Genomic DNA, 21,221 nt, shown 5'->3' with positions numbered 1-21,221 from the left:
CACACACCATGGAATTCATCACTGCCAATTTCGCCCCGATCATGTTCGCGGGGCTGATCATCTTTCTGCTGCTGGGCTTCCCGGTGGCCTTCAGCCTCGGCGCCTGCGGGCTGTTCTTCGGTTTCATCGGCATCGAGCTGGGCGTGTTCCAGTCCTCGGTCATGGCCTGGCTGCCGCAGCGGCTCATCGGGATCATGGCCAACGACACGCTGCTCGCCGTTCCCTTCTTCACCCTGATGGGGCTGATACTGGAGCGAAGCGGCATGGCCGAGGACCTGCTCGACACCGTCGGCCAGGTCTTCGGCCCGATGCGCGGCGGCCTGGCGCTGGCCGTGATCTTCGTGGGCGCGCTGCTGGCCGCCACCACCGGCGTGGTCGCCGCCTCGGTGATCTCGATGGGCCTGATCTCGCTGCCCATCATGCTGCGCTACGGCTACGACCGGCGCATGGCCTCCGGCGTGATCGCCGCCTCGGGCACGCTGGCGCAGATCATCCCGCCCTCGCTGGTGCTGATCATCATGGCCGACCAGCTGGGCAAGAGCGTCGGCGACATGTACAAGGGCGCCTTCCTCCCGGCCTTCATGCTGGTGGGCCTGTACGTGCTCTACGTCGCCTTCCTGGCCATCTTCAAGCCCGAGCGCGTGCCCGCGCTTCCGCCCGAGGCCCGCATCTACCGCGAGCCCAACGGCGGCGGCGGCTACATGTCGCTGGTGGTGCTGATGACCATCTCGGCCATCGCCGCGATCCTGCTGGCGCAGAACATGACCGCGCTGCACACCTGGTGGCAAGGCGAGGAAGTCACCTTCGTCGCCACCGACGAGAAGGTCGTGGTCGCGATGTGCGGCGGCACCTTCGTGGCCTTCGTGATCGCGGTCTTCAACAAGCTCACCGGCCTGAAACTGCTGTCGCGCCTGGCCGAACGCGTGACCTTCGTGCTGATCCCGCCGCTGCTGCTGATCTTCCTGGTGCTGGGCACCATCTTCCTGGGCGTAGCCACGCCGACCGAGGGCGGCGCCATGGGTGCGATCGGCGCGCTGGTGATGGGCGTGGCGCGCAAGCGCCTCGACATGAACCTGCTCAAGCAGGCGCTGACGGTCACGACCAAGCTGGGCAGCTTCGTGATGTTCATCCTGATCGGCGCGACCGTCTTCGGCCTGGTCTTCCAGGCGGCGGACGGCCCGATCTGGGTCGAGCACCTGCTGACCGGCCTGCCGGGCGGCCAGGTGGGTTTCCTGATCGTGGTGAACATCCTGATCTTCGTGCTGGCCTTCTTCCTCGACTACTTCGAGCTGTCCTTCATCGTGGTGCCGCTGCTGGCGCCGGTCGCGCACAAGCTGGGCATCGACCTGATCTGGTTCGGCGTGCTGCTGGCGGTCAACATGCAGACCTCGTTCATGCACCCGCCCTTCGGCTTCGCGCTGTTCTTCCTGCGCTCGGTGGCGCCGGAGAAGCCCTATGTCGACCGTGTCACGCAGAAGATCATGCAGCCGGTCACGACCATGCAGATCTACCGCGGCGCGGTGCCCTTCGTGCTGATCCAGCTGGTGATGGTGGGCGTGCTGATCGCGTTCCCGGGACTGGTCACCGGCAGCCTGGACAAGGTGCAGAACTACGACCTCGACAAGGTGGGCGAACAGATGCGCGAGCAGCTGCAGCCGGAGAGCAGCACCGACGGCGGCTACGGTGCGAACGAAGAACCGAGCACCGAACCCGCGGCACCGGCCGAAGGCGGCGCGGCGCCCGAGCCGAGCGCGGAGCCCTCGCCCGCAGCGCCCGAAGCGACGGCCGACGATCCGCTCAAGGCACTGCAGGACTCGCTCAAGCCCAAGACGCCTTGAGCAGAACCCGGGGCGCTTCGGCGCCTCGCTTTCCGGCGCCGTCCGCGCTGTCCGCAGACGAAAAAAAACCGCGCATCGCGCGGTTTTTCTTTTGGAGCCGCCCACCAGGGCCGGCGCCGGCTTCAGACCTTCACGCCGTTCATGTACTGATTGAACGGGAATTCGGAGAAGCGGTTCCACAGGATCTGATCGCGCTGGAAGGTGCGCATGTCCTGGTGGATCTTCTTGAACTCCGGCGACTTGGCTTCATGCTCGGCGAAGACTTCCATGGCGGTCTTGAAGCCGGCGTCCATCACGGCCTTCGGGAAGGCCTTGAGCTGGGTCTTGTCGGCCACCAGCTTCTTCAGCGCCACCGGGTTGTAGGCGTCGTACTTGGCCGTCATGTCGCGGGCCGCAACCTTGGTGGCGGCATCCAGGATGGCCTTGTTCTCGTCCGACAGCTTGGCGAAGGCCTTGTTGTTGATGAAGAACTCGAGGTCGGCGCCGCCTTCCCACCAGCCGGGGTAGTAGTAGAAGGGCGCGACCTTGTTGAAGCCCAGCTTCAGGTCGTCGTAGGGGCCGACGAACTCGGCCGCATCCAGCGTGCCCTTTTCGAGCGCCTGGTACACGTCGCCTGCGGGCATGTTCTGCGAGATCACGCCAAGCTTGGCCATCGATTCGCCGAACACGCCGCCGCCCATGCGCATCTTCAGGCCCTTGAGGTCGGCCACGGTCTTGATTTCCTTGCGATACCAGCCACCCATCTGCGTGCCGGTGTTGCCGGCGCTGGCGGTGCGGAAGTTGTACTGCGCGAAGAAGGCATCGAGCAGCTTGCGGCCGTTGCCGTATTCCTTCCAGGAATCGTTCTGGCGAGCGGTCAGGCCGAAGGGCACGGCGCAGCTGAAGGCGAAGATCGGGTCCTTGCCGGTGAAGTAGTAGGCGGCGCTCTGCGCCATCTCGATGGTGTCGCCCTGCAGCGCATCGACCACGCCGAAGGCGGGCATCAGTTCGCCGGCCGGGTGCGCGGTGATCTCGAACTTGCCGCCCGACAGGGCCTTGACGGTCTTCGAGAGCATTTCGGCGCTGCCGAAGATGGTGTCCAGGGACCGGGGAAAGCTCGAAGCGAGACGCCAGCGCACTGCGGCCTGGGCATGAACCGCAGGCGCGATGCCTGCAGCCAGGACGCCCGCGATGCCAGCGTTTTTGATGAGGGAACGACGATCCATGGACAACTCCGGGTTCTTTGAAAATAACGGCACGCGGCTCATGACCGCATCGGCGACTGGGGTGTCAGCCCGGGCGATTGTAAAAACGCACTTACAGTGTTCGGCGGGGGGTTTACCCTGCGGCACCGCAACTCGGGCGCCGCACCCGCGCAGCGGTCCGCGGGCGAGAGGCATAAAATGTGAGACCGCCCTTATACCTCCCTGACAACGGCCCTCTCATGAGAAACCTCATTTCCTTCAAGCCCGCATTGCTCGCGCTCGCCGCAGCCACCGCCTTCGGCGCCCAGGCCGCCGACATCAAGATCGGCGTGGCCGCTGCCCTGTCGGGCGGTGCCGCCCAGTACGGTTCGGCCATCCGCAACGGCTTCCAGCTGGCAGCCGACGAGATCAATGCCGCCGGCGGCATCAACGGCGACAAGATCGTGCTCGCCATCGAAGACGAGCAAGGCAAGAAGGAAGACGCGATCAACGTCTTCAAGAAACTCATTTTCCAGGACAAGGTCCTGATGACCTTCGGCCCCACGCTGTCGAACTCGGCCCAGGCGGCCGACCCGATCGCCCAGGCCTCGAAGACCGTGGCCTTCGGCACCTCGAACACGGCCGACGGCATCACCTCGATCGGCGACTACATCTTCCGCAACTCGGTGACCGAGGCCGATGTGCTGCCCGAAACGCTGCGCGTGGCGATCAAGCACGCCAACGTGAAGAAGGTCGCGGTGCTCTACGGCAACGACGACGTGTTCACCAAGAGCGGCTACGACAACTTCAAGAAGGCCCTCGAAGACCTGAAGCTGCCTGTGACCACCACCGAGACCTTCGCCAAGGGCGACGTGGACTTCAAGGCCCAGCTGACCAAGATCAAGGCCACCAACCCCGACGCGATCGTGCTGTCGGCGCTGCTCGCCGAAGGCGCGCCGGTGATGGTGCAGGCCCGCCAGCTCGGCCTGAACGTGCCGATCATCGGCGGCAACGGCATGAACTCGACCAAGATCTTCGAACTGGCCAAGGGCAGCTCGGACAACCTGTACGTCGGCAGCCCCTGGTCGGCCAGCAACGCCACGGCCGAGAACACCAAGTTCCAGAAGGCCTACAACGACAAGTTCAAGGCCGCGCCCGACCAGTTCGCGGCCCAGGCCTACGACGGCCTGTACGTGGTGGCCCAGGCGCTCAAGGGCGTGAAGCTGTCGGGCAACCTGGCAGCCGACCGCAGCGCCCTGCGCGACGCGCTGCCCAACGTGAAGTGGACCGGTGCCACCGGCGCCTTCACCTTCGCACGCGCCAAGGACAAGGCCGGCAAGCCCGCCGGCTACGACGCGCAGCAGAAGGCCATCGTGAGCGTGTCGCGCGGCACGCAGTTCGTGATCGAGAAGTAAGCCTCTCGATGGCGGACCGCGCGGCCCGCCCTGTTCCCCGCAATGGCGCAGACCTCTGCGCCGTTTTCTTTTATTGATTTGCCGCGGCGCGCCCTGCCCGCGGCCTGACGGAAGCCCATCGTGCTCGATCAGCAGCTTGTCAATGCCCTGTCGCTGGGGTGCGTCTACGCACTCTTCGCGCTCGGCTTCACACTCATCTTCGGCGTGCTCGGCGTCATCAACCTCTCGCACGGCGCGGTGTTCATGGTCGGTGCCTACGCCGCGGCCGAATTCATGCGCGTCTCGGGCATGCCCCTGTGGGTCGGCCTGCCCTTCGCCTTCGTCTTCTGCGGCGTGGTGGGCTTCGTGATCGACGTGCTGGTGCTCAAGCCGCTGCGCAAGCGCAACGCGCCCCACCTGATCCCGATGATCGCCACCATCGGCGTGGCCATCATCCTGAACAACGGCATCCAGGGCATCTTCGGCGCGGAGAACCTGCGCTTCCCGCCCGGCACCATTCCCGACGACGCACTGGTGATCGGCAGCATCCACGTGACCGTGCTCGAACTGGGCATCGTGCTCTCGTCCTTCGTGCTGATGGGCGTGCTGATGCTGTCGCTGCAGCGCACGCAACTCGGCCGCGCGCTGCGCGCCATCGCCGAATCGCCCAAGGCGGCCTACCTGGTCGGCGTGAACGTCGAAGGCCTGTTCTACCTGACCTCCTTCGTGGCCGCGGGCCTGGGCGGCGTGGCGGGCGTGCTGATCGGCCTGTACTCCAATGCGCTGTTCCCGCTGATGGGCCAGCCGATGCTCGAGAAGGGCATCGCGGTGATCATCCTGGGCGGCATGGGCGACATCCGCGGCGCGCTGCTGGGCGGCCTGTTCCTCGGTTTCGCCGAGGTGCTGTCGGTGGCCTACGTGGGCTCCAACATGCGTGACGCGGTGGCCTTCGGCCTGCTGTTCCTGGTGCTGCTCGTGCGCCCCAAGGGCCTGTTCGGCTCGCTCAAGGAGCGCAAGGTCTGACCATGGAAGCTCTCGACAATTTCTGGTCGGTCTACAGCAACCTGGTGCTCTCGCTGGGCATCAACGGCCTGCTGGCCCTCTCGATCTGGCTCACGCTGGCCTGCGGCATGCTGGCCCTGGCCAACGCGGCCTTCATGGGCATCGGCGCCTACACCGCCTCGATCCTCACGCTCAACTACGGCGTGCCCTTCCCGGTGGCCATCGCCGCGGGCATGGCCGCGCCGGCGCTGGTCGCCTTCCTCATCGGCAAGCCCACGCTGCGGCTGTCGGGCGTCTACCTCGCGATGGCCACGCTGGCCTTCGGCGAGGTGGTGCGCATCACCATCCTCAACGTCGAATCGCTCACGGGCGGCGCGCTGGGGCTCAACGGCATTCCGCAATCCACGCAGTGGTGGCACGTGGCGCTGGCGCTGGTGCTCACGATCCTGGTGCTGTGGCGCATCCGCCGCTCCAAGGTCGGCCGCGCGTTCGAGGCGATCAAGGAAGACGAGACCGCCGCGGGCCTGATGGGCATCGACGTGGCGGGCCACAAGATGCTGGCCTTCGTGCTGGGCGGCGCCATCGCCGGCCTGGCGGGCACGCTCAACGCACACCTGACCTTCTTCATCGGCCCGGCCGAGTACGGCTTCAACCGCGCGGTCGACATCCTCACGATGGCGATCCTGGGCGGCATCGGCAGCCTCACGGGCCCGGTGCTGGGTGGCACCATCCTCACGCTGCTGCCGGAAACGCTGCGTGGCCTGGGCGCCTTCCGCCTGGTGGTCAACGGCTTCATCCTGGTGCTGATCGTGCTGTTCCTGCCCAAGGGCATCTGGGACCCGGCACGCATCCGCCAGTGGTTCGGCCGCAAGGGGAGCGCAGCATGAGCGACAACAACCTGCTCACATTGAAGAACGTGTCGCGGCACTTCGGCGGACTCAAGGTCCTGCAGGACGTGAACCTCGACATCCCCAAGGGCGGCATCTTCGGCCTGATCGGCCCCAACGGTGCCGGCAAGACGACGGTGTTCAACCTGATCACCGGCCTCTTGCCGACCACCAGCGGCACCATCCATTTCGAAGGCCGGGACCTGGCGGGCCGCAAGCCCTTCCAGATCACGCGCGGCGGCATCGCGCGCACCTTCCAGAACATCCGCATCTTCAAGGAGATGTCGCTGCTGGAGAACGTGACCGTGGGCATGGACGCCAAGCTTCGCTACGGCCCGCTGGGGCTGCTGGCCGGCTCGGGCCTGTTCCGCAGCGAGGAGAAGCGCGCGCGTGACCGTGCGCGTGAACTGCTCAGCTGGGTCAAGCTGGACCACAAGGCGCACGACGTGGCCGACAACCTCTCGTACGGCGACCAGCGCAAGCTGGAGCTGGCGCGCGCGCTGGCCACCGAGCCCACGCTGCTGCTGCTCGACGAGCCGGTGGCCGGCATGAACAGCACCGAGAAGAGCGAGCTGATGGTCGAGATCGAGAACATCGCGGCGCGCGGCTTCACGGTGTTCATGATCGAGCACGACATGCGCTTCGTGATGGGCCTGTGCCAGCAGATCGCGGTGCTGAACTTCGGCCGCATCATCGCGCGCGGCGGCCCCGACCAGATCCGCAACGACCCGCAGGTGATCGAGGCCTACCTCGGCCGCGAAGACGACGAAGCCACGAACGACCAGGAGACCGCGGCATGAGCGTCGCCAAGACCATCCCCTTGCTGCAGGTCCAGGGCCTGAAGGTGTCCTTCGGCCACGTCGAGGCCGTCAAGGGCATCGACCTCGAACTACACGAAGGCCAGATCACCACGCTGGTCGGTGCCAACGGCGCCGGCAAGTCGACCACGCTGCTGGCGCTGTCGGGGCTGGTGAAGAAGACCGCCGGCCGCGTGCTGTTCGCGGGCCAGGACATCAGCACGCTGTCGCCGCACAAGATCGTGGCCGGCGGCCTGGTGCAGGTGGCCGAAGGCCGCGCCACGCTGACCACGCTGACGGTGCGCGAGAACCTCGAACTGGGCGCCTACACGCGGCGCGACGGCGCGGCCGCGCGCGCGGCCGACCTCGAGCGCATGTACGCGCTGTTCCCGGTGCTCAAGGACCGGGCCGACGGCCTGGCCGGCAACCTCTCGGGCGGCGAGCAGCAGATGCTGGCCATCGGACGCGCGCTGATGGCCAAGCCGCGCGTGCTGCTGCTGGACGAACCCTCGATGGGCCTGGCGCCGATCATCGTGCAGGACATCTTCCGTACGCTGCGCGAGATCAACAAGCAGGGGCTGACGATCTTCCTGGTGGAGCAGAACGTGCGCCAGGCGCTGAAGATCGCGGACCGGGCCTATGTGATCGAGACCGGCTCGATCGTGCTCGCGGGCACCGGGCGCGAACTGCTGGGCAATCCGAAGGTGCAGGACGCGTACCTGGGGACTTGAGGTCTCCGGGTGTTTCCCCCGCCGGGGGCGGGGTGGGGGCGTGCGGCCTTCGAAACGCCTTGGCGTCTCTGTCGCCGCAAGCCCCCATCCCAACCTTCCCCCAGAGGGGGAAGGAGCAAGACAAAGACGCGTCGGGTGTTTCTCCCTGCCCCGGCGGCGAAGGAGAAAAACCAGATCAGGCGCGGCCGAAGCGGTCCGCGATCGACTGCTCGATGCCCGCCGCGTCGAGCCCGATGCCCGCCAGCAGCTTGGCCGGATCGCCATGCTCGATGAACACGTCGGGCAAGCCCAGTTGCAGCACCGGCTTCTGCAGCTTCGCGGCCTGCAGCGCCTCGAGCACCGCACTGCCTGCGCCGCCCATGATGGCACCCTCTTCCAGCGTGACGAAAGCGTCGTGCGTGGCGGCGACCTGCAGCAGCAGTTCGACGTCGAGCGGCTTGGCCCAGCGCATGTTGAGCACGGTCGCGTCAAGCGACTCGGCCGCCTTCAACGCGGGATACAGCAGCGAGCCAAACGCCAGGATCGCGATGCGCCGGCCTTCGCGGCGGATTTCGCCCCTGCCCAAAGGCAGGGCGTCGAGCGTGAGGTTGGGCAGCGTGCCAGCCCCCGCACCGCGCGGGTAGCGCACCGCCACCGGGTGGTTCTGTTCGTAGGCGCTGGTCAGCAGCTGGCGGCATTCGCGCTCGTCGGCCGGACACGCGATGCTCATGTTGGGAATGCAGCGCAGGAAGGGGATGTCGTAGGCGCCCGCGTGCGTGGCACCGTCGGCGCCCACCAGGCCCGCGCGGTCGAGCGCGAACACCACCGGCAGGTTCTGGATCGCCACGTCGTGGATCAGCTGGTCGTAGGCGCGCTGCAGGAAGGTCGAGTAGATCGCGACCACCGGCTTGAGCCCTTCGCAGGCCAGGCCGGCCGCGAAGGTCACGGCATGCTGCTCGGCGATGCCCACGTCGTAGTAGCGAGCCGGAAACTTCTTCTCGAACTCCACCATGCCCGAGCCTTCGCGCATCGCGGGCGTGATGCCGACCAGGCGCCCGTCCTGGGCCGCCATGTCGCACAGCCACTGGCCGAAGACCTGCGTGAAGGTCTGCTTGGCAACGGTGGTCGACTTGACCAGGCCGACCTGCGGATCGAACTTGCCCGGGCCGTGGTAGGCCACCGGGTCGGCCTCGGCCAGCTTGTAGCCCTGGCCCTTCTTGGTCACGACGTGAAGGAACTGCGGGCCGTCGAGCTGCTTGAGGTTCTCCAGCGTGGGCACCAGCGAATCGATGTCGTGGCCGTCGATCGGGCCCACGTAGTTGAAGCCGAACTGCTCGAACAGCGTGGCCGGCACCACCATGCCCTTGGCATGCTGCTCGAAGCGCTTGGCGAGCTCGAACAGCGGCGGCGCGGCGCGCAGCACGCTCTTGCCCACGTTCTTCGCGGCGGCGTAGAAGTTGCCGCTCATCAGTTGCGCGAGGTAGCGGTTGAGCGCACCCACGGGCGGGCTGATCGACATGTCGTTGTCGTTCAGGATCACCAGCAGCTTGCAGTCCGACACGCCCGCGTTGTTGAGCGCCTCGAAGGCCATGCCCGCGGTCAGCGCACCGTCGCCGATGATCGCCACGGCGTGGCGGTCCTCGCCCTTCTGCTTGGCCGCCATCGCCATGCCGAGCGCGGCCGAGATGCTGGTCGACGAATGGGCGGTGCCGAAGGTGTCGTACTCGCTCTCGGCGCGCTGCGGAAAGCCCGAGATGCCGCCTTGCTGGCGCAGCGTCGGCATGCGTTCGCGCCGGCCGGTGAGGATCTTGTGCGGGTAGGTCTGATGGCCCACGTCCCACACCAGCCGATCGTGCGGCGTGTTGAACACGTGGTGCAGCGCGACCGTGAGCTCCACGGTGCCCAGGTTCGAGCTCAGGTGGCCGCCCGTGCGCGACACGTTGTCCAGCACGCAGGCGCGCACCTCATCGGACAGTTGCTTGAGCTGGGCGCGGTCGTACTGGCGCAGGACCGAAGGATCGTGGAGGGTGGGAAGCAACTCGGCCATGGGATGTGTTCTTGTTATCGGTCGCGGTCCACGACCATGTGTGCCAGCGCACGCAGCGCATTCGTGTCAGGCAAGCCGCTGCGTTCGAGCGCGGCCAGGGCCTCGCCCAGCAGTTGCGTGGCCTGCTCGCGGGCGCCGTCGAGGCCCAGCAGCGACACGTAGGTCGGCTTGTCGGCCGCGGCATCCTTGCCGGCGGTCTTGCCCAGGGTCTGCGAGTCGGCGGTGACGTCGAGGATGTCGTCCACCACCTGGAAGGCCAGGCCCAGCGCCGCGCCGTAGGCGCTCAGCGCAGCCAGCGCCTGGGGCGCCACCTGCTGCGAACAGGCCGCGCCCATGTCGACGCTGCCCTGCAGCAGCGCGCCGGTCTTCAGGCGGTGCATCTCGCGCAACTGGGCTTCGGTCAGCGCCAGGCCGACACTGGCCAGGTCGATCGCCTGGCCGCCCGCCATGCCCTGGCTGCCGGCCGCACGCGCCAGCAGCCGGCACAGCGTGGCCTGCACCGTGGGCTCAACGCTGCCGTCGTCGGGCGTGAGCAGTTCGAAGGCCAGCGCCTGCAGCGCGTCGCCCGCGAGCAGCGCATCGGCCTCGCCGAACTGCACGTGCACCGTGGGCTTGCCCCGGCGCAGCACATCGTTGTCCATGCAGGGCAGGTCGTCGTGCACGAGCGAATAGGCGTGGATCAGTTCGGTGGCGCAGGCCGCACGCAGCGCCGCGGCCGCGACGCCGCCCACGGCCTCGCTGGCGGCCAGCACCAGCAGCGGGCGCAGGCGCTTGCCGCCGTCGAGCACCGCATAGCGCATCGCATCGCCGAGCTTGACCGGCGCATCGACGCCGACCCAGGCCGACAGCGCCGCTTCGACGCTGGAAAGATGCGGCCCGCTCCAGGCCGCCAGGCGCTGCGTGTCCCAGCCCGGTGCCGTGTGAACGGCCGTCATTCGGCCGACCACGCCTTGAGGTGGCCCGCGTCGAGCACCTTGATCTGGTCTTCCACGGCCTGCAGCTTGTCGCGGCAGAACCCGAGCAGGGCCGCGCCGCGCTGGTAGCTGCCCAGCAGCTGGTCGAGCGGCAACTGGCCGGACTCGAGTTCGTTCACCAGCCGTTCGAGTTCCTGCAGCCCGGCTTCGTAGCTGGCCGGCAGGGGCCCGGTGTCGGCCACGGGGGCAGAACCGGTCTGGGAAAGAGGGGAAGGCGCCTTGGGCATGCGGGAGATCGTGGATGAAACGTCGCATTTTAGTTTCCACGGCGCGGCGTGCCTGCGCAGGCACCAGAAACCGGCATCGGCTTTCACCCGGCGCGCCCCAAATGCCGAGGACTTCTGGGGACGCTGCGGCCACGGCCCGCAGCCAAGGGGCGGCCGGGTACAATCCCCCCTCCTCCACGCCGGCGCCCGCCGGCGATGTTTTTCGGGCCGTCGCATCCGCCAGACGGCGCCTCTTTTTCCTTTTTCCTCCCTGTGGGGAGCTTGGTCAGGTCACCCATGTCTGATTTAAGTCTTCAACTGCAGCAGGCCCAGAGCCAACTTCCGGTTTCCGCGTACTTCGACGAAGCCCTTTTCGCTCGCGAGCTGCAGACGCTGTTCGCCCATGGACCGCGCTACGTCGGCCACCGGCTGGCGGTGCCGGAGCTCGGCAACTTCCATACCCTGCCGCAGGAGCACGACGGCCGCGCGCTGGTGCACACGCCCAAGGGCGTCGAACTGATCTCCAACGTCTGCCGCCACCGGCAGGCGCTGATCCTCCAGGGTCGCGGCCAGCTCGATGCGCGCACCGGCGGCAACATCGTCTGTCCGCTGCACCGCTGGACCTACGCGGCCTCCGACCCGCGCGCCACCGGCACGCTGATCGGCGCCCCGCATTTCGCGCAGGACCCCTGCCTCAACCTGCACAACTATCCGCTCGAAGAGTGGAACGGCCTGCTGTTCGAGAAGAACCCCGACGGCAGCGGACGCGACGTGGCCGCCGACCTGGCCGGCCTCGGCCCGCGTGCCGACCTGGACTTCACCGGCTATGCGCTCGACCGCGTCGAACTGCACGAGTGCAACTACAACTGGAAGACCTTCATCGAGGTCTACCTCGAGGACTACCACGTCGGTCCCTTCCACCCCGGGCTGGGCAGCTTCGTGACCTGCGACGACCTGCGCTGGGAATTCAAGGACGACTTCTCGGTGCAGACCGTGGGCGTGGCCAACCGGCTCGGCCGCGCGGGCAGCCCGGTCTACCAGAAGTGGCAGGAGCAGCTGCTCCAGTACCGCGACGGCAAGCCGCCCAAGTACGGCGCCATCTGGCTGACCTACTACCCCCACGTGATGATCGAGTGGTACCCGCACGTGCTCACCGTGTCGACGCTGCACCCCATCAGCCCGACCAGGACGCTCAACATGGTCGAGTTCTTCTACCCCGAGGAAATCGTCGCCTTCGAGCGCGAGTTCGTCGAGGCCCAGCAGGCCGCCTACATGGAGACCTGCGTGGAAGACGACGAGATCGCGGAGCGCATGGACGCCGGCCGCCGCGCGCTGATGCTGCGCGGCGACAACGAGACCGGCCCCTACCAGAGCCCCATGGAAGACGGCATGCAGCAATTCCACGAGTGGTATCGGAACAAGCTCGCCCCTGCGGCGTAGCGCACTTCGTGTCACCACGCCCACCCGCGGTCGGGCCGAGCCCGTTGCGCTGCGTTTCACGCCCCCTCCTCCCAACCCTGCCGAAGCACGGCGACTGACGAACGATGCAAGCTCTGTGGATGGTTCTGGGCGCCTTGTTTTTTGCCACCATGGGGCTGTGCGTCAAGATCGCCTCGGCCTGGTTCACCAGCGCCGAACTGGTGTTCTACCGCGGCCTGATCGGCATCGTCTTCCTCTGGCTGCTGGCGCGCAACCGCGGCGTCTCGCTGGGCACGCGCTACCCGGGCATGCATGCCTGGCGCAGCCTGATCGGCGTGGTATCGCTAGGCGCGTGGTTCTATGCGATCGCGCACCTGCCGCTGGCCACCGCGGTCACGCTCAACTACATGAGCAGCGTCTGGATCGCGGCCTTCCTGGTCGGCGGCGCGCTGCTGGCCTGGGTGCCGGTGCCCGGTCGCGACGGCTCGATTCCCCGGCCGCCGTTCCAGGGAACGATGGTGCTCACGGTGCTGATCGGTTTCGCGGGCGTGGTGATGATGCTCAAGCCCAGCGTCGACAGCAGCCAGGGCTTCGCCAGCCTGCTGGGCCTGTTCTCGGGCATGACCGCCGCCTTCGCCTACATGCAGGTGGTGGCACTCTCGCGCGCCGGCGAACCCGAAGCGCGCACGGTCTTCTACTTCGCGGTCGGCTCGGCCGTCGCGGGCGGCCTGGTCACGGTGATCGACGGCTTCACGCCCTGGGCCCAATGGTCCTGGGCGCATGCCGCCTGGCTGCTGCCGGTGGGCGTGCTCGCGGCGCTGGGCCAGCTGTGCATGACGCGCGCCTATGCCACGGCCAAGTCGGAAAGCGGTACGCTGCTGGTGGCCAACCTGCAGTACTCGGGCATCATCTTCGCGGCCATCTACGGCGCCCTGCTGTTCGACGACCGGCTGGACCTGAGCGGCTGGGCCGGCATGGGCCTGATCATCCTGAGCGGCATCGCCGCCACCTTCCTGCGCCAACGCTCGCTGCCTAAGGCGCCGGCCGAAGAACACTGACGTCTGTCCCCCCGTTCCTGCAAGGAGTTCCCATGTCCACCCCCCGCTACGACACCCTGATCTCCCCCGAACAACTGCAGGCCCTGCAGGCGGCCGGCACGCCGCTGATGGTGTTCGACTGCAGCTTCGACCTGATGAAGCCCGCAGCCGGCGCCGCCCAGTACCTCGAGCTGCACATCGCCGGCGCGGTGTACGCCAGCCTCGACGAAGCCCTGAGCGCCCCCCACGGCCTGCCCGGCAAGGACGGCGCGGTGGTGGTGGCGCACGACGACGGCGTGCCCGCCTCGGGCGGCCGCCACCCGCTGCCCAGCCGCGAGAAGTTCGCCATCTGGCTGTCGAGCGTGGGCTTCTCCAACGGCATGCAGGCCGTGGTCTACGACCGCAACGGCGCCAATTACTGCGGCCGGCTCTGGTGGATGCTGCAGTGGATGGGCCACGAGGCGGTTGCGGTGCTCGACGGCGGCCTGCAGGCCTGGCAGGCCACGGGCGGCGCAGTGGCGCAGGGCGAGGAGCCGGCGCACTTCCAGTCGAACTTCGTGCCCTCGGAACCGCGCGTCGCGCTGGTCGGCACGCAACAGGTCGCGGCCGGACTCGGCGCTGCGCGCCAGACGCTGATCGACGCCCGCGCGGGTGCCCGTTACCGCGGCGAGGTGGAACCTCTGGACCCGATCGCCGGTCACATCCCCGGGGCGCTCAACCGCCCCTTCGCCGAGAACATCGGTCCGGACGGCAAGTTCAAGCCCGCCGCGCAGTTGCGCGCCGAATTCGAAACCCTGCTGGCCGGACGCGATCCCTCGACGGTCGTCCACCAGTGCGGCAGCGGCGTGAGCGCCCTGCCCAACCTGCTCGCGATGCGCATCGCGGGCCTGGGGTCGACCGCGCTCTATGCCGGCAGCTGGAGCGAATGGAGCAACACCCCGGGGCTGCCGACCCGGCAAGGCGCCGCACCATGAACCGAGGACTGTCCCGTCTTCTCCTTCTTTCCGCCGCACTGTGCACGCTGCCCTTCGCGGCGCAGGCGCAACAGAAGGCCCACGTGCATGGCCAGGTCAAGCTCGATGTCGCGGTCGAGGGCCCGACCGTGGTGATCATGATGGAAGCACCGCTGGACAACTTCCTTGGCTTCGAGCGCGCACCGCGCAGCGATGCCGAGAAGAAGACGGTCGACGAGGCCGTGGCCAGGCTGCGCGCCGCCGACACGCTGTTCGCGATCGATCCGGCCGGCAACTGCAAGCTGGGCCCGGTCGACCTGCGCGCGCCGGTGCTGGGCCTGGGCAAGGCCGATGCCGCGGCGCCGGCGGCCGGCGCCCATGCCGACATCGACGCCACCTTCGCCTTCAACTGCGCCACCGCCTCGGCCGTGAAGTTCATCGACGTGGCACTGTTCACCGCCTTCAAGGGCCCGCGCCAGATCGAGGTCCAGATCGTCTCGCCCCAGGGCCAGTTCAAGCGCACGCTCAAGCGGCCCAACGCGCGGCTCGCGTGGGGCAAGTGACGCCGCAATGAGCCAGGTGCTCGCCATCGAAGCGCTGCGCTTCGGCTGGCCGGGCGCCGCAGCGCCGTGCATCGACATCGAGCGGCTCGAGGTCCTGGCCGGCGACACGCTGTTCCTGCATGGCCCCAGCGGCTGCGGCAAGAGCACGCTGCTGTCGCTGATGGCCGGCGTGCTGGTGGCCGACAGCGGCCGCGCCACGCTGCTGGGCCACGACTGGGCCGCGCTTTCGGGTGCGGCCCGGGACCGCTGCCGCGTCGCGCACGTGGGCTACATCTTCCAGCAGTTCAACCTGCTGCCCTACCTGAGCGTGCTCGACAACGTGCTGCTGCCCTGCCGCTTTTCCGACCGCCGCCGCAACCGCGCCGCGCAGCAGCACGGCACGCCGCGCGCCCAGGCCGAGGACCTGCTCGCCGGCATGGGCCTGGATCGCACCCTGTGGCGCCGCCCGGCGCTGCAGCTGTCGGTGGGCCAGCAACAGCGCGTGGCCGCGGCGCGCGCACTGATCGGCCAGCCCGAACTGGTGATCGCCGACGAACCCACCTCGGCCCTCGACGAGGGCCACCGCGAGGCCTTCCTCGAGGTGCTGCTGGCGGCCTGCCAGGCACACCACAGCGCGCTGGTGTTCGTGAGCCACGACCAGCGCATCGCGGCGCGCTTCGCCCGTGTGCTGCGGCTGCCGGACCTCAACCGCGCCACCACCCGATGAGCGCGCTGTTCTCCATCGCCTGGCGCAGCGCCTGGAACCGCCGCACCACGCTCATGCTGACGGTGCTGTCGATCGCGCTGTCGACGCTGCTGCTGCTGGGCGTGGAACGCATCCGCACGCAGCTGCGCGACAGCTTCTCGTCGGCCGTCTCGGGCACCGACCTGATCGTGGGCGCGCGCACCGGCTCGACCGAGCTGCTGCTGTACGCCGTGTTCCGCATCGGCGCGGCCACCAACAACATCGCCTGGACCAGCGTGCAGGCGCTGTCCGCGCACCCGGGCGTGGATTGGGTCGTGCCGCTGTCGCTGGGCGATTCGCACCGCGGCTTCGCGGTGCTCGCGACCACGCCCGCCTACTTCACGCACTTCCACTACGGTGACCGCCAACCGCTGGTTCTACAAGAAGGCCGGCCCTTCGAGGGCCTGTTCGACGCGGTCGTGGGCGCCGAGGTGGCCGAGCGCCTGGGCTACCGGGTCGGCCAGCGCATCACGCTGGCGCACGGCACGGGCGAACTGATCGTGGCCGAGCATGCCGACAAGCCCTTCACCGTGGTCGGCATCCTCGCGCGCACCGGCACGCCGGTCGACCGCACGGTGCACATCGGGCTCGAGGCGATGGAGGCCCTCCATGCCGACTGGCGCGGCGGCGCGCCGCTGCCCGGCCTGCGGCTGTCGACCGAACAGCTGCGCCAGCTCGACCTCACGCCCAAGAACGTGACGGCCGCGCTGGTCGGCCTGAAGAACCGCTCGGCGGTGTTCGGCGTGCAGCGCTGGGTCTCGACCTACGGCGGCGAGCCGCTGATGGCGGTGCTGCCCGGCGTGGCGCTGGACGCGCTGTGGGACATGGTCGGCGTCGGCGAGAACGCCCTGCTGCTGATGTCGGCGCTGGTCGCGCTGGTGAGCCTCGCGGGTCTGGTGTCGGTGGTGCTGGCCGGGCTGGACCAGCGCCGGCGTGAGCTCGCCGTGCTGCGCGCGGCTGGCGCAGGCCTGCGCCATGTGCTGGCGTTGCTGGCGATCGAGGGCGCCTTGGTCACGCTGGCCGGCGTGCTGGTCGGCACGGCGGCGGCGGTGCTGGGCATCGCCGCGTTGTCGCCCTGGCTGCAGTCACACTTCGGGCTCACACTGGCGCTGTCGACCCCGACCGCCAACGAGGCACTGCTGCTGGCCGCGCTGCTCGGCGCCGGCTGGCTCGCCAGCCTGCTGCCCGCGCTGCGCGCCTACCGGCTCTCGCTGGCCGACGGGCTGTCGCCGCGCCTTTGAAACCGGACACTTCGCCCTTGGACCCAGGACACTTGCCATGAAGCCCCTCCACCTGCTGCGCGCCCTCGTCCTCACCGCGGGCACCCTCGCCCTGCTGCCCGCGCCCGCGGCCGAACCCGCGGTGCCGGCCAAGGCCCGGCCGGGCGCGGTGCGCGAGATCGTCTGGGAAGAACTGGTGCCCAAGGACTGGGACCCGATGAAGGACTTCAGCGCCACCGACATCGGCCGGCTGCAGGACGGCGACCCGCGCGCCACCGCGCTGATGAAGAAGATGCAGCAGGCCTTCGACAACGCGCCGGTCAATGCGTCGCTCGACGGCGCGCAGGTCAGGATCCCCGGCTACATCGTGCCGCTGGAGCAGAAGAAGGCCGGCGAGATCACCGAGTTCCTGCTGGTGCCCTACTTCGGCGCCTGCATCCACACGCCGCCGCCGCCGGCCAACCAGATCCTGCACGTGCACCCGGCCAAGGCCGCGAAGTTCCGCGCCATGGACGCGGTCTGGGTGGTCGGCACGCTCAAGACCGCGCGCAGCGACTCGGGCATGGGCGTGGCCGGCTACCGCATGGATGCGCAGAGCGTGACGGCCTACGGCGGCGGTGCGAAGAACTGAGCGGCCGGCAGCCCGCCTTGGCTCCGTGACGGGGCCCAAGGAGCATCGGCGCTGACACGCGCAGAGGAAACGCACTGTCACACCTGCGGTCGGCGGCCGGGTCAGGGTGAACGTTGAGAGGATGGCGGCGCACGCAGACGATGCCGGCCGCCACCGATCACGTTCGTCACCCTCAGGAAGCGAGACATGGCTCAACTTCAGCGATCGGCGCCGCGCGCCGCAACGGCCCCTTCGGTGCGCCGGCCGCACACCCCCTTCATCCTCGCCGCGATGAGTGCAGCGGTGCTCGTGCTGGCCGGCTGCAACAAGCCCGCCGAGCCCCCGGCCGCGGCGCCCGCCACCGCACCAATCGCCGCGACCCAGCCCGTGGCGGCGTCCGCACCGCCCCCGGCTCCCGCCTACACGCCGCCCTCGGCCGAGCAGCTCTACCAGATGGTGGCGCCGATCGCGCTCTACCCCGACAAGCTGGTGGCACAGGTGCTTGCCGGCGCGACCTATCCCGACCAGATCACGGCCGCCGACCAGTGGCTGGCCCAGAATGCCGCGCTCAAGGCCGGCCCCCTGGCCGACGCCGCGGAGCGCCAGGCCTGGGACCCGAGCATCAAGTCGCTCACGGCCTTCCGCACGGTGCTCGACCAAATGGCGAAGAACCTGCCCTGGACCACCGCGCTGGGCCAGGCCTACTACAACGACCCCGCCGATGTGCTGAACGCCGTGCAGGTGATGCGCCAGCGCGCCCAGCACGCCGGCCGGCTCAAGAGCACGCCGCAACTCAAGGTGGCGGCCGCGTCGGCGGCCACGGCCACACCGGTCTACACGGCCGACCCCAACGCCCAGCCGATCTATGCGGGCCCGCCGATCATCGAGGCGCCGCAGCAGCTCATCACCATCGCCCCGGCGCAACCCGACGTGGTCTATGTGCCGCGCTACGACCCGCAGCAGATCTACGGCGAGCCCTTGCCGGTCTACCCGGGCTATGCCTATGCACCGCCCCCGCCGCCCGTCTATGTGCAGCCGGGCTACAGCAATGCGCAGATCGCCACCGCCGGCGCCGTGACCTTCGGGCTCGGCGTGATCGTCGGCAGCGCCATCGAGCGCCACGGCTGGGGCTGGAACTCGTGGGGCATGAACTGGGGCGACCGGGGCCGCGACGAACGGCGGCCCGACGGCCGGCCACCGGAGCGGCGTGCGCAGGACCGCCCGACGGTGATCTACAACCAGTCGAGCTACGTCTCGCGTTCCGAGACGATCACGAACAACAACATCCGCAACGTCTACAACAACAACGCGCCCGCGCAGCGCCAGCAGCCACCGCCGCCGCAGCTCGTGCAGGCGGCCCCACAGCAGCAGCAACAGCAACAAGCCCAGCGCGACCAGGTCCGGCAACAGCAGGAACAGCAGCGCCAGCAGCAGATGCAGGCCCAGAGCCAGCAGCTGCAGCAACGGCAGCAACAGGCGCAGCAGGAAGAACAGCGCCGGCAGCAACAGGCCGCCGAGCAGCAACGCCGGACCGACCAGGCCCGCACGCAGCAGGAGCAACAGCGCCAGCAACAGATACAGGCGCAAGGTCAGCAGCAGCAGCAGCAGCAACGCCAGCAGCAGGCGCAGCAGGAAGAACAGCGACGGCAGCAACAGGCAGCCGACCAGCAGCACCGGACCGACCAGGCGCGCACGCAGCAGGAGCAACAGCGCCAGCAGCAGGTGCAGGCGCAAAACCAGCAACTGCAGCAACGCCAGCAGCAGGCCCAGCAGGAAGAGCAACGGCGGCAGCAGCAGGCGGCCGACCAGCAGCACCGGACCGACCAGGCGCGCACGCAGCAGGAGCAACAGCGCCAACAGCAGATGCAGGCGCAAGGCCAGCAAAAGCAACGCCAGCAACAGGCCCAGCAGGAAGAGCAACGGCGGCAGCAACAAGCCGCCGACCAGCAGCGCCGGACCGACCAGGCCCGTACGCAGCAGGAGCAGCAGCGCCAGCAGCTCGATGCACAAACGCGGCAACAGGAGCAGGCGCGTCAGCAGCAGCAGCAGCAGGCCCAGGAGCGCCAGCGCCAATCACAGGATCAGCAGAGGCACCAGGCTGCGCAGGCGCAACAACAACAACAGCAGGAGCAGCAGCGCCGCCAAGCCGAGCAATCGCGCCAGCAACAACAGCAGCAACAGATGCAGCAGCAGCGCCATCAACAGGAGCAGGCGCAGCGCCAGCAGCAGGAACAGGGTCAGCAGCAACGGCGCCAGGCGGAAGAGCAGGCGCGCCAACATGCACAGGCGGCAGCGGCAGGCCAGCGCCCACCGGGCCGTCGGCCGCCGGAAGAACAGCGGCCCTGAGTCACGCGCCGCCGATGGGCGGCACGCCCTGGAACTCAGTCCGGGGCCTGCATGATCCGGTCGTGCTCCTCGTCGGCCGGCACGTTGTCGGCATCGAGTTCACTGGCATCGCTGAGGTCGATGCCGGTCTCCTCCGACAGTTCGTCGGTGGCCGAGGGCTCGGACACATCGAGGCTGTCGCCCAGGCTCTCTTCGGCGTCGTCGAGGTCGTTGGCATCGTCCGCCATCAAGGGCGGTACGGTGCGCGGGCGCGGGTCGGCAGCGGTCATGGCACGGGTCTCCAGCAAGGACGGAATGAGGCCACCCATGCTGCGCCTCTTCGACCGGGCATGCAACCCGATCCCGCTCAATGCCTGGGGTCGGAGGCGGGCGCCGTTTCGCTGTGCGAATGACCAGGTTCACCATGGCCATGGTCGTGACCATGGCCGTGTTCGCCATGCGCGAGCCGGCTCACCAGCGTCACCAGCACGATGCCCGCCACCAGCCAGGCGATCTGGGCAAAGGTCTGGCGGGTCGGCAGCTGTTTCTGAAGCTGCGGGATCAGGTCGGCCAGCGCCACGTAGATGAAGCTGCTGCTCGCCAGCACCAGGAAATAGGGCAGCCAGGTGTGCAGCTGGTCCACCAGCCACCAGCCCGCGAACCCGCCCAGGGCCGTCATGGTGCCGGCCAACGATACCTTGATGAAGGCGGCACGCGGGTTCGCCGAGGTCTGCCGCAGCACCACCAGGTCGCCGATGTGGTGCGGCACCTCGTGCGCCAGCACCGCCAATGCCGCCACCAGGCCCAGCCGCATGTCGGCGGCGAAGGCCGAGGCGATCAGGATGCCGTCGCCGAAGCAATGCACGCTGTCACCGGTGAGCACCGCCCAGCCACCGGTGCGCGGCGCATGCGCGTGCGCATGGTCGTGACCGTGGTGATCGTGCGCGTGGCCCTGGGTCTCCGCCGCGTTGTGCTCGTGCCCGTGGTGCCACAGCTCGGCCTTGTCGAGCAGGAAGAAGAACACCACGCCGAACAGCAGCGCGGCGAACAGCAGGGTCGGCGCAATGCCGCTCTCGAAGGCCTCGGGCAGCAGGTGCATGAAGGCCGTGGCCAGCAGCGCGCCCGCGGCCAGGCTCAGCAGGTGCTGCGGGTTGACGCCACCGCTGCTGCGCACACCCACGCGCATCAGCAGTGCGGCGACCCAGACGCTTCCGATGCCCGCGACCAGGGTGGCGGCCAGGATGATCAGCAAATTCATGACGTTCTTCTTGCGTTCTCTCAGTGCACGGGCGCGATGCCCGCGGGTTCGATCCCCCAACAAAAACCGCCCCGAAGGGCGGCTTTTCGTCATG

The 21,221-nt window shown here is 68.6% G+C and carries 20 protein-coding genes; 14 read left to right on the top strand and 6 right to left on the bottom strand.

The window, feature by feature from the left end; genetic code table 11:
* Positions 1–8 precede the first annotated feature (8 nt).
* The gene (locus K0H49_RS27280; protein ID WP_219219570.1) at positions 9–1,838 is read left to right on the top strand and encodes a TRAP transporter large permease; all 1,830 of its coding nucleotides are present in this window, start codon (positions 9–11) and stop codon (positions 1,836–1,838) included.
* A 122-nt stretch (positions 1,839–1,960) separates the two neighbouring features.
* Here the strand turns inward: K0H49_RS27280 and K0H49_RS27275 are convergent, their stop codons facing one another.
* Positions 1,961–3,043, bottom strand: a complete 1,083-nt coding sequence (locus K0H49_RS27275) for a TRAP transporter substrate-binding protein (protein ID WP_219219568.1) — start codon at positions 3,041–3,043, stop codon at positions 1,961–1,963.
* A gap of 218 nt (positions 3,044–3,261) precedes the next feature.
* Between K0H49_RS27275 and K0H49_RS27270 the strand changes: the two genes are divergently transcribed.
* The 5 genes from K0H49_RS27270 to K0H49_RS27250 all read left to right on the top strand — a co-directional run bounded on the left by K0H49_RS27270 (position 3,262) and on the right by K0H49_RS27250 (position 7,812).
* Complete coding sequence (locus tag K0H49_RS27270; protein WP_219219566.1) at positions 3,262–4,416, top strand: ABC transporter substrate-binding protein; 1,155 nt, start codon at positions 3,262–3,264, stop codon at positions 4,414–4,416.
* Positions 4,417–4,536: 120 nt separating this feature from the next.
* Positions 4,537–5,418 (top strand): branched-chain amino acid ABC transporter permease, encoded by an 882-nt coding sequence (locus K0H49_RS27265; protein WP_219219564.1) that lies wholly within the window; start codon positions 4,537–4,539, stop codon positions 5,416–5,418.
* Positions 5,419–5,420: 2 nt separating this feature from the next.
* Positions 5,421–6,284 (top strand): branched-chain amino acid ABC transporter permease, encoded by an 864-nt coding sequence (locus K0H49_RS27260; protein ID WP_219219562.1) that lies wholly within the window; start codon positions 5,421–5,423, stop codon positions 6,282–6,284.
* Between the two features lie 11 nt (positions 6,285–6,295).
* The gene (locus K0H49_RS27255; RefSeq protein WP_219220365.1) at positions 6,296–7,084 is read left to right on the top strand and encodes an ABC transporter ATP-binding protein; all 789 of its coding nucleotides are present in this window, start codon (positions 6,296–6,298) and stop codon (positions 7,082–7,084) included.
* Entirely contained in the window at positions 7,081–7,812 is a 732-nt protein-coding gene (locus tag K0H49_RS27250; protein ID WP_219219560.1) for an ABC transporter ATP-binding protein, read from the top strand. The genes K0H49_RS27255 and K0H49_RS27250 overlap by 4 nt, the downstream gene beginning before the upstream one ends.
* A 175-nt stretch (positions 7,813–7,987) precedes the next feature.
* Here the strand turns inward: K0H49_RS27250 and dxs are convergent, their stop codons facing one another.
* The 3 genes from dxs to xseB are packed head-to-tail and all read right to left on the bottom strand — an operon-like array spanning position 7,988 to position 11,039.
* On the bottom strand, positions 7,988–9,838 hold the full coding sequence (gene dxs, locus K0H49_RS27245; protein WP_219219559.1) for a 1-deoxy-D-xylulose-5-phosphate synthase: 1,851 nt from the start codon (positions 9,836–9,838) through the stop codon (positions 7,988–7,990).
* A gap of 14 nt (positions 9,839–9,852) precedes the next feature.
* Complete coding sequence (locus K0H49_RS27240) at positions 9,853–10,773, bottom strand: polyprenyl synthetase family protein (protein WP_219219556.1); 921 nt, start codon at positions 10,771–10,773, stop codon at positions 9,853–9,855.
* Positions 10,770–11,039: an exodeoxyribonuclease VII small subunit gene (gene xseB, locus K0H49_RS27235; protein ID WP_219219555.1), complete on the bottom strand. Its 270-nt coding sequence runs from the start codon at positions 11,037–11,039 to the stop codon at positions 10,770–10,772. Before xseB ends, K0H49_RS27240 begins: the two co-directional genes overlap by 4 nt.
* 276 nt (positions 11,040–11,315) lie before the next feature.
* Between xseB and K0H49_RS27230 the strand changes: the two genes are divergently transcribed.
* From K0H49_RS27230 to K0H49_RS27195, 8 genes are all read left to right on the top strand, one after another.
* Positions 11,316–12,458 carry an aromatic ring-hydroxylating oxygenase subunit alpha gene (locus tag K0H49_RS27230; protein WP_219219553.1) on the top strand — a complete coding sequence of 381 codons (1,143 nt, stop codon included), beginning with the start codon at positions 11,316–11,318 and terminating at the stop codon, positions 12,456–12,458.
* A gap of 104 nt (positions 12,459–12,562) precedes the next feature.
* Positions 12,563–13,495 carry a DMT family transporter gene (locus K0H49_RS27225; RefSeq protein ID WP_219219551.1) on the top strand — a complete coding sequence of 311 codons (933 nt, stop codon included), beginning with the start codon at positions 12,563–12,565 and terminating at the stop codon, positions 13,493–13,495.
* 32 nt (positions 13,496–13,527) lie between these two features.
* Positions 13,528–14,448 carry a sulfurtransferase gene (locus tag K0H49_RS27220; RefSeq protein WP_219219549.1) on the top strand — a complete coding sequence of 307 codons (921 nt, stop codon included), beginning with the start codon at positions 13,528–13,530 and terminating at the stop codon, positions 14,446–14,448.
* A complete protein-coding gene (locus K0H49_RS27215; protein ID WP_219219547.1) occupies positions 14,445–14,990 on the top strand; it encodes a DUF2796 domain-containing protein in 546 nt (181 codons plus the stop codon). Before K0H49_RS27220 ends, K0H49_RS27215 begins: the two co-directional genes overlap by 4 nt.
* Before the next feature lie 7 nt (positions 14,991–14,997).
* Positions 14,998–15,696, top strand: coding sequence for an ABC transporter ATP-binding protein (locus K0H49_RS27210; RefSeq protein WP_219219545.1), 699 nt, complete (start codon positions 14,998–15,000; stop codon positions 15,694–15,696).
* Positions 15,693–16,955 carry an ABC transporter permease gene (locus K0H49_RS27205; protein ID WP_219219542.1) on the top strand — a complete coding sequence of 421 codons (1,263 nt, stop codon included), beginning with the start codon at positions 15,693–15,695 and terminating at the stop codon, positions 16,953–16,955. The genes K0H49_RS27210 and K0H49_RS27205 overlap by 4 nt, the downstream gene beginning before the upstream one ends.
* 37 nt (positions 16,956–16,992) lie before the next feature.
* Complete coding sequence (locus K0H49_RS27200; RefSeq protein WP_219219540.1) at positions 16,993–17,565, top strand: DUF3299 domain-containing protein; 573 nt, start codon at positions 16,993–16,995, stop codon at positions 17,563–17,565.
* A gap of 186 nt (positions 17,566–17,751) precedes the next feature.
* Positions 17,752–19,890: a DUF3300 domain-containing protein gene (locus K0H49_RS27195; RefSeq protein WP_257625239.1), complete on the top strand. Its 2,139-nt coding sequence runs from the start codon at positions 17,752–17,754 to the stop codon at positions 19,888–19,890.
* A gap of 35 nt (positions 19,891–19,925) precedes the next feature.
* Here the strand turns inward: K0H49_RS27195 and K0H49_RS27190 are convergent, their stop codons facing one another.
* Entirely contained in the window at positions 19,926–20,159 is a 234-nt protein-coding gene (locus K0H49_RS27190; RefSeq protein ID WP_219220440.1) for a hypothetical protein, read from the bottom strand.
* Between the two features lie 77 nt (positions 20,160–20,236).
* Positions 20,237–21,127, bottom strand: coding sequence for a ZIP family metal transporter (locus tag K0H49_RS27185; protein WP_219219538.1), 891 nt, complete (start codon positions 21,125–21,127; stop codon positions 20,237–20,239).
* Positions 21,128–21,221 lie beyond the last annotated feature (94 nt).

The sequence above is a fragment of the Variovorax boronicumulans genome, assembly GCF_019352895.1.
GTDB classification, from domain to species: domain Bacteria; phylum Pseudomonadota; class Gammaproteobacteria; order Burkholderiales; family Burkholderiaceae_C; genus Variovorax; species Variovorax boronicumulans_A.
This window is presented reverse-complemented; position numbering and strand designations above follow the sequence as displayed.

Coding starts and splice junctions, on each gene's coding strand:
- K0H49_RS27280 (WP_219219570.1), top strand. CDS start 9: ATGGAATTCATCACTGCCAATTTCGCCCCGATCATGTTCGCGGGGCTG.
- K0H49_RS27275 (WP_219219568.1), bottom strand. CDS start 3,043: ATGGATCGTCGTTCCCTCATCAAAAACGCTGGCATCGCGGGCGTCCTG.
- K0H49_RS27270 (WP_219219566.1), top strand. CDS start 3,262: ATGAGAAACCTCATTTCCTTCAAGCCCGCATTGCTCGCGCTCGCCGCA.
- K0H49_RS27260 (WP_219219562.1), top strand. CDS start 5,421: ATGGAAGCTCTCGACAATTTCTGGTCGGTCTACAGCAACCTGGTGCTC.
- K0H49_RS27250 (WP_219219560.1), top strand. CDS start 7,081: ATGAGCGTCGCCAAGACCATCCCCTTGCTGCAGGTCCAGGGCCTGAAG.
- dxs (WP_219219559.1), bottom strand. CDS start 9,838: ATGGCCGAGTTGCTTCCCACCCTCCACGATCCTTCGGTCCTGCGCCAG.
- K0H49_RS27240 (WP_219219556.1), bottom strand. CDS start 10,773: ATGACGGCCGTTCACACGGCACCGGGCTGGGACACGCAGCGCCTGGCG.
- xseB (WP_219219555.1), bottom strand. CDS start 11,039: ATGCCCAAGGCGCCTTCCCCTCTTTCCCAGACCGGTTCTGCCCCCGTG.
- K0H49_RS27230 (WP_219219553.1), top strand. CDS start 11,316: ATGTCTGATTTAAGTCTTCAACTGCAGCAGGCCCAGAGCCAACTTCCG.
- K0H49_RS27225 (WP_219219551.1), top strand. CDS start 12,563: ATGCAAGCTCTGTGGATGGTTCTGGGCGCCTTGTTTTTTGCCACCATG.
- K0H49_RS27220 (WP_219219549.1), top strand. CDS start 13,528: ATGTCCACCCCCCGCTACGACACCCTGATCTCCCCCGAACAACTGCAG.
- K0H49_RS27215 (WP_219219547.1), top strand. CDS start 14,445: ATGAACCGAGGACTGTCCCGTCTTCTCCTTCTTTCCGCCGCACTGTGC.
- K0H49_RS27210 (WP_219219545.1), top strand. CDS start 14,998: ATGAGCCAGGTGCTCGCCATCGAAGCGCTGCGCTTCGGCTGGCCGGGC.
- K0H49_RS27205 (WP_219219542.1), top strand. CDS start 15,693: ATGAGCGCGCTGTTCTCCATCGCCTGGCGCAGCGCCTGGAACCGCCGC.
- K0H49_RS27200 (WP_219219540.1), top strand. CDS start 16,993: ATGAAGCCCCTCCACCTGCTGCGCGCCCTCGTCCTCACCGCGGGCACC.
- K0H49_RS27195 (WP_257625239.1), top strand. CDS start 17,752: ATGGCTCAACTTCAGCGATCGGCGCCGCGCGCCGCAACGGCCCCTTCG.
- K0H49_RS27190 (WP_219220440.1), bottom strand. CDS start 20,159: ATGACCGCTGCCGACCCGCGCCCGCGCACCGTACCGCCCTTGATGGCG.
- K0H49_RS27185 (WP_219219538.1), bottom strand. CDS start 21,127: ATGAATTTGCTGATCATCCTGGCCGCCACCCTGGTCGCGGGCATCGGA.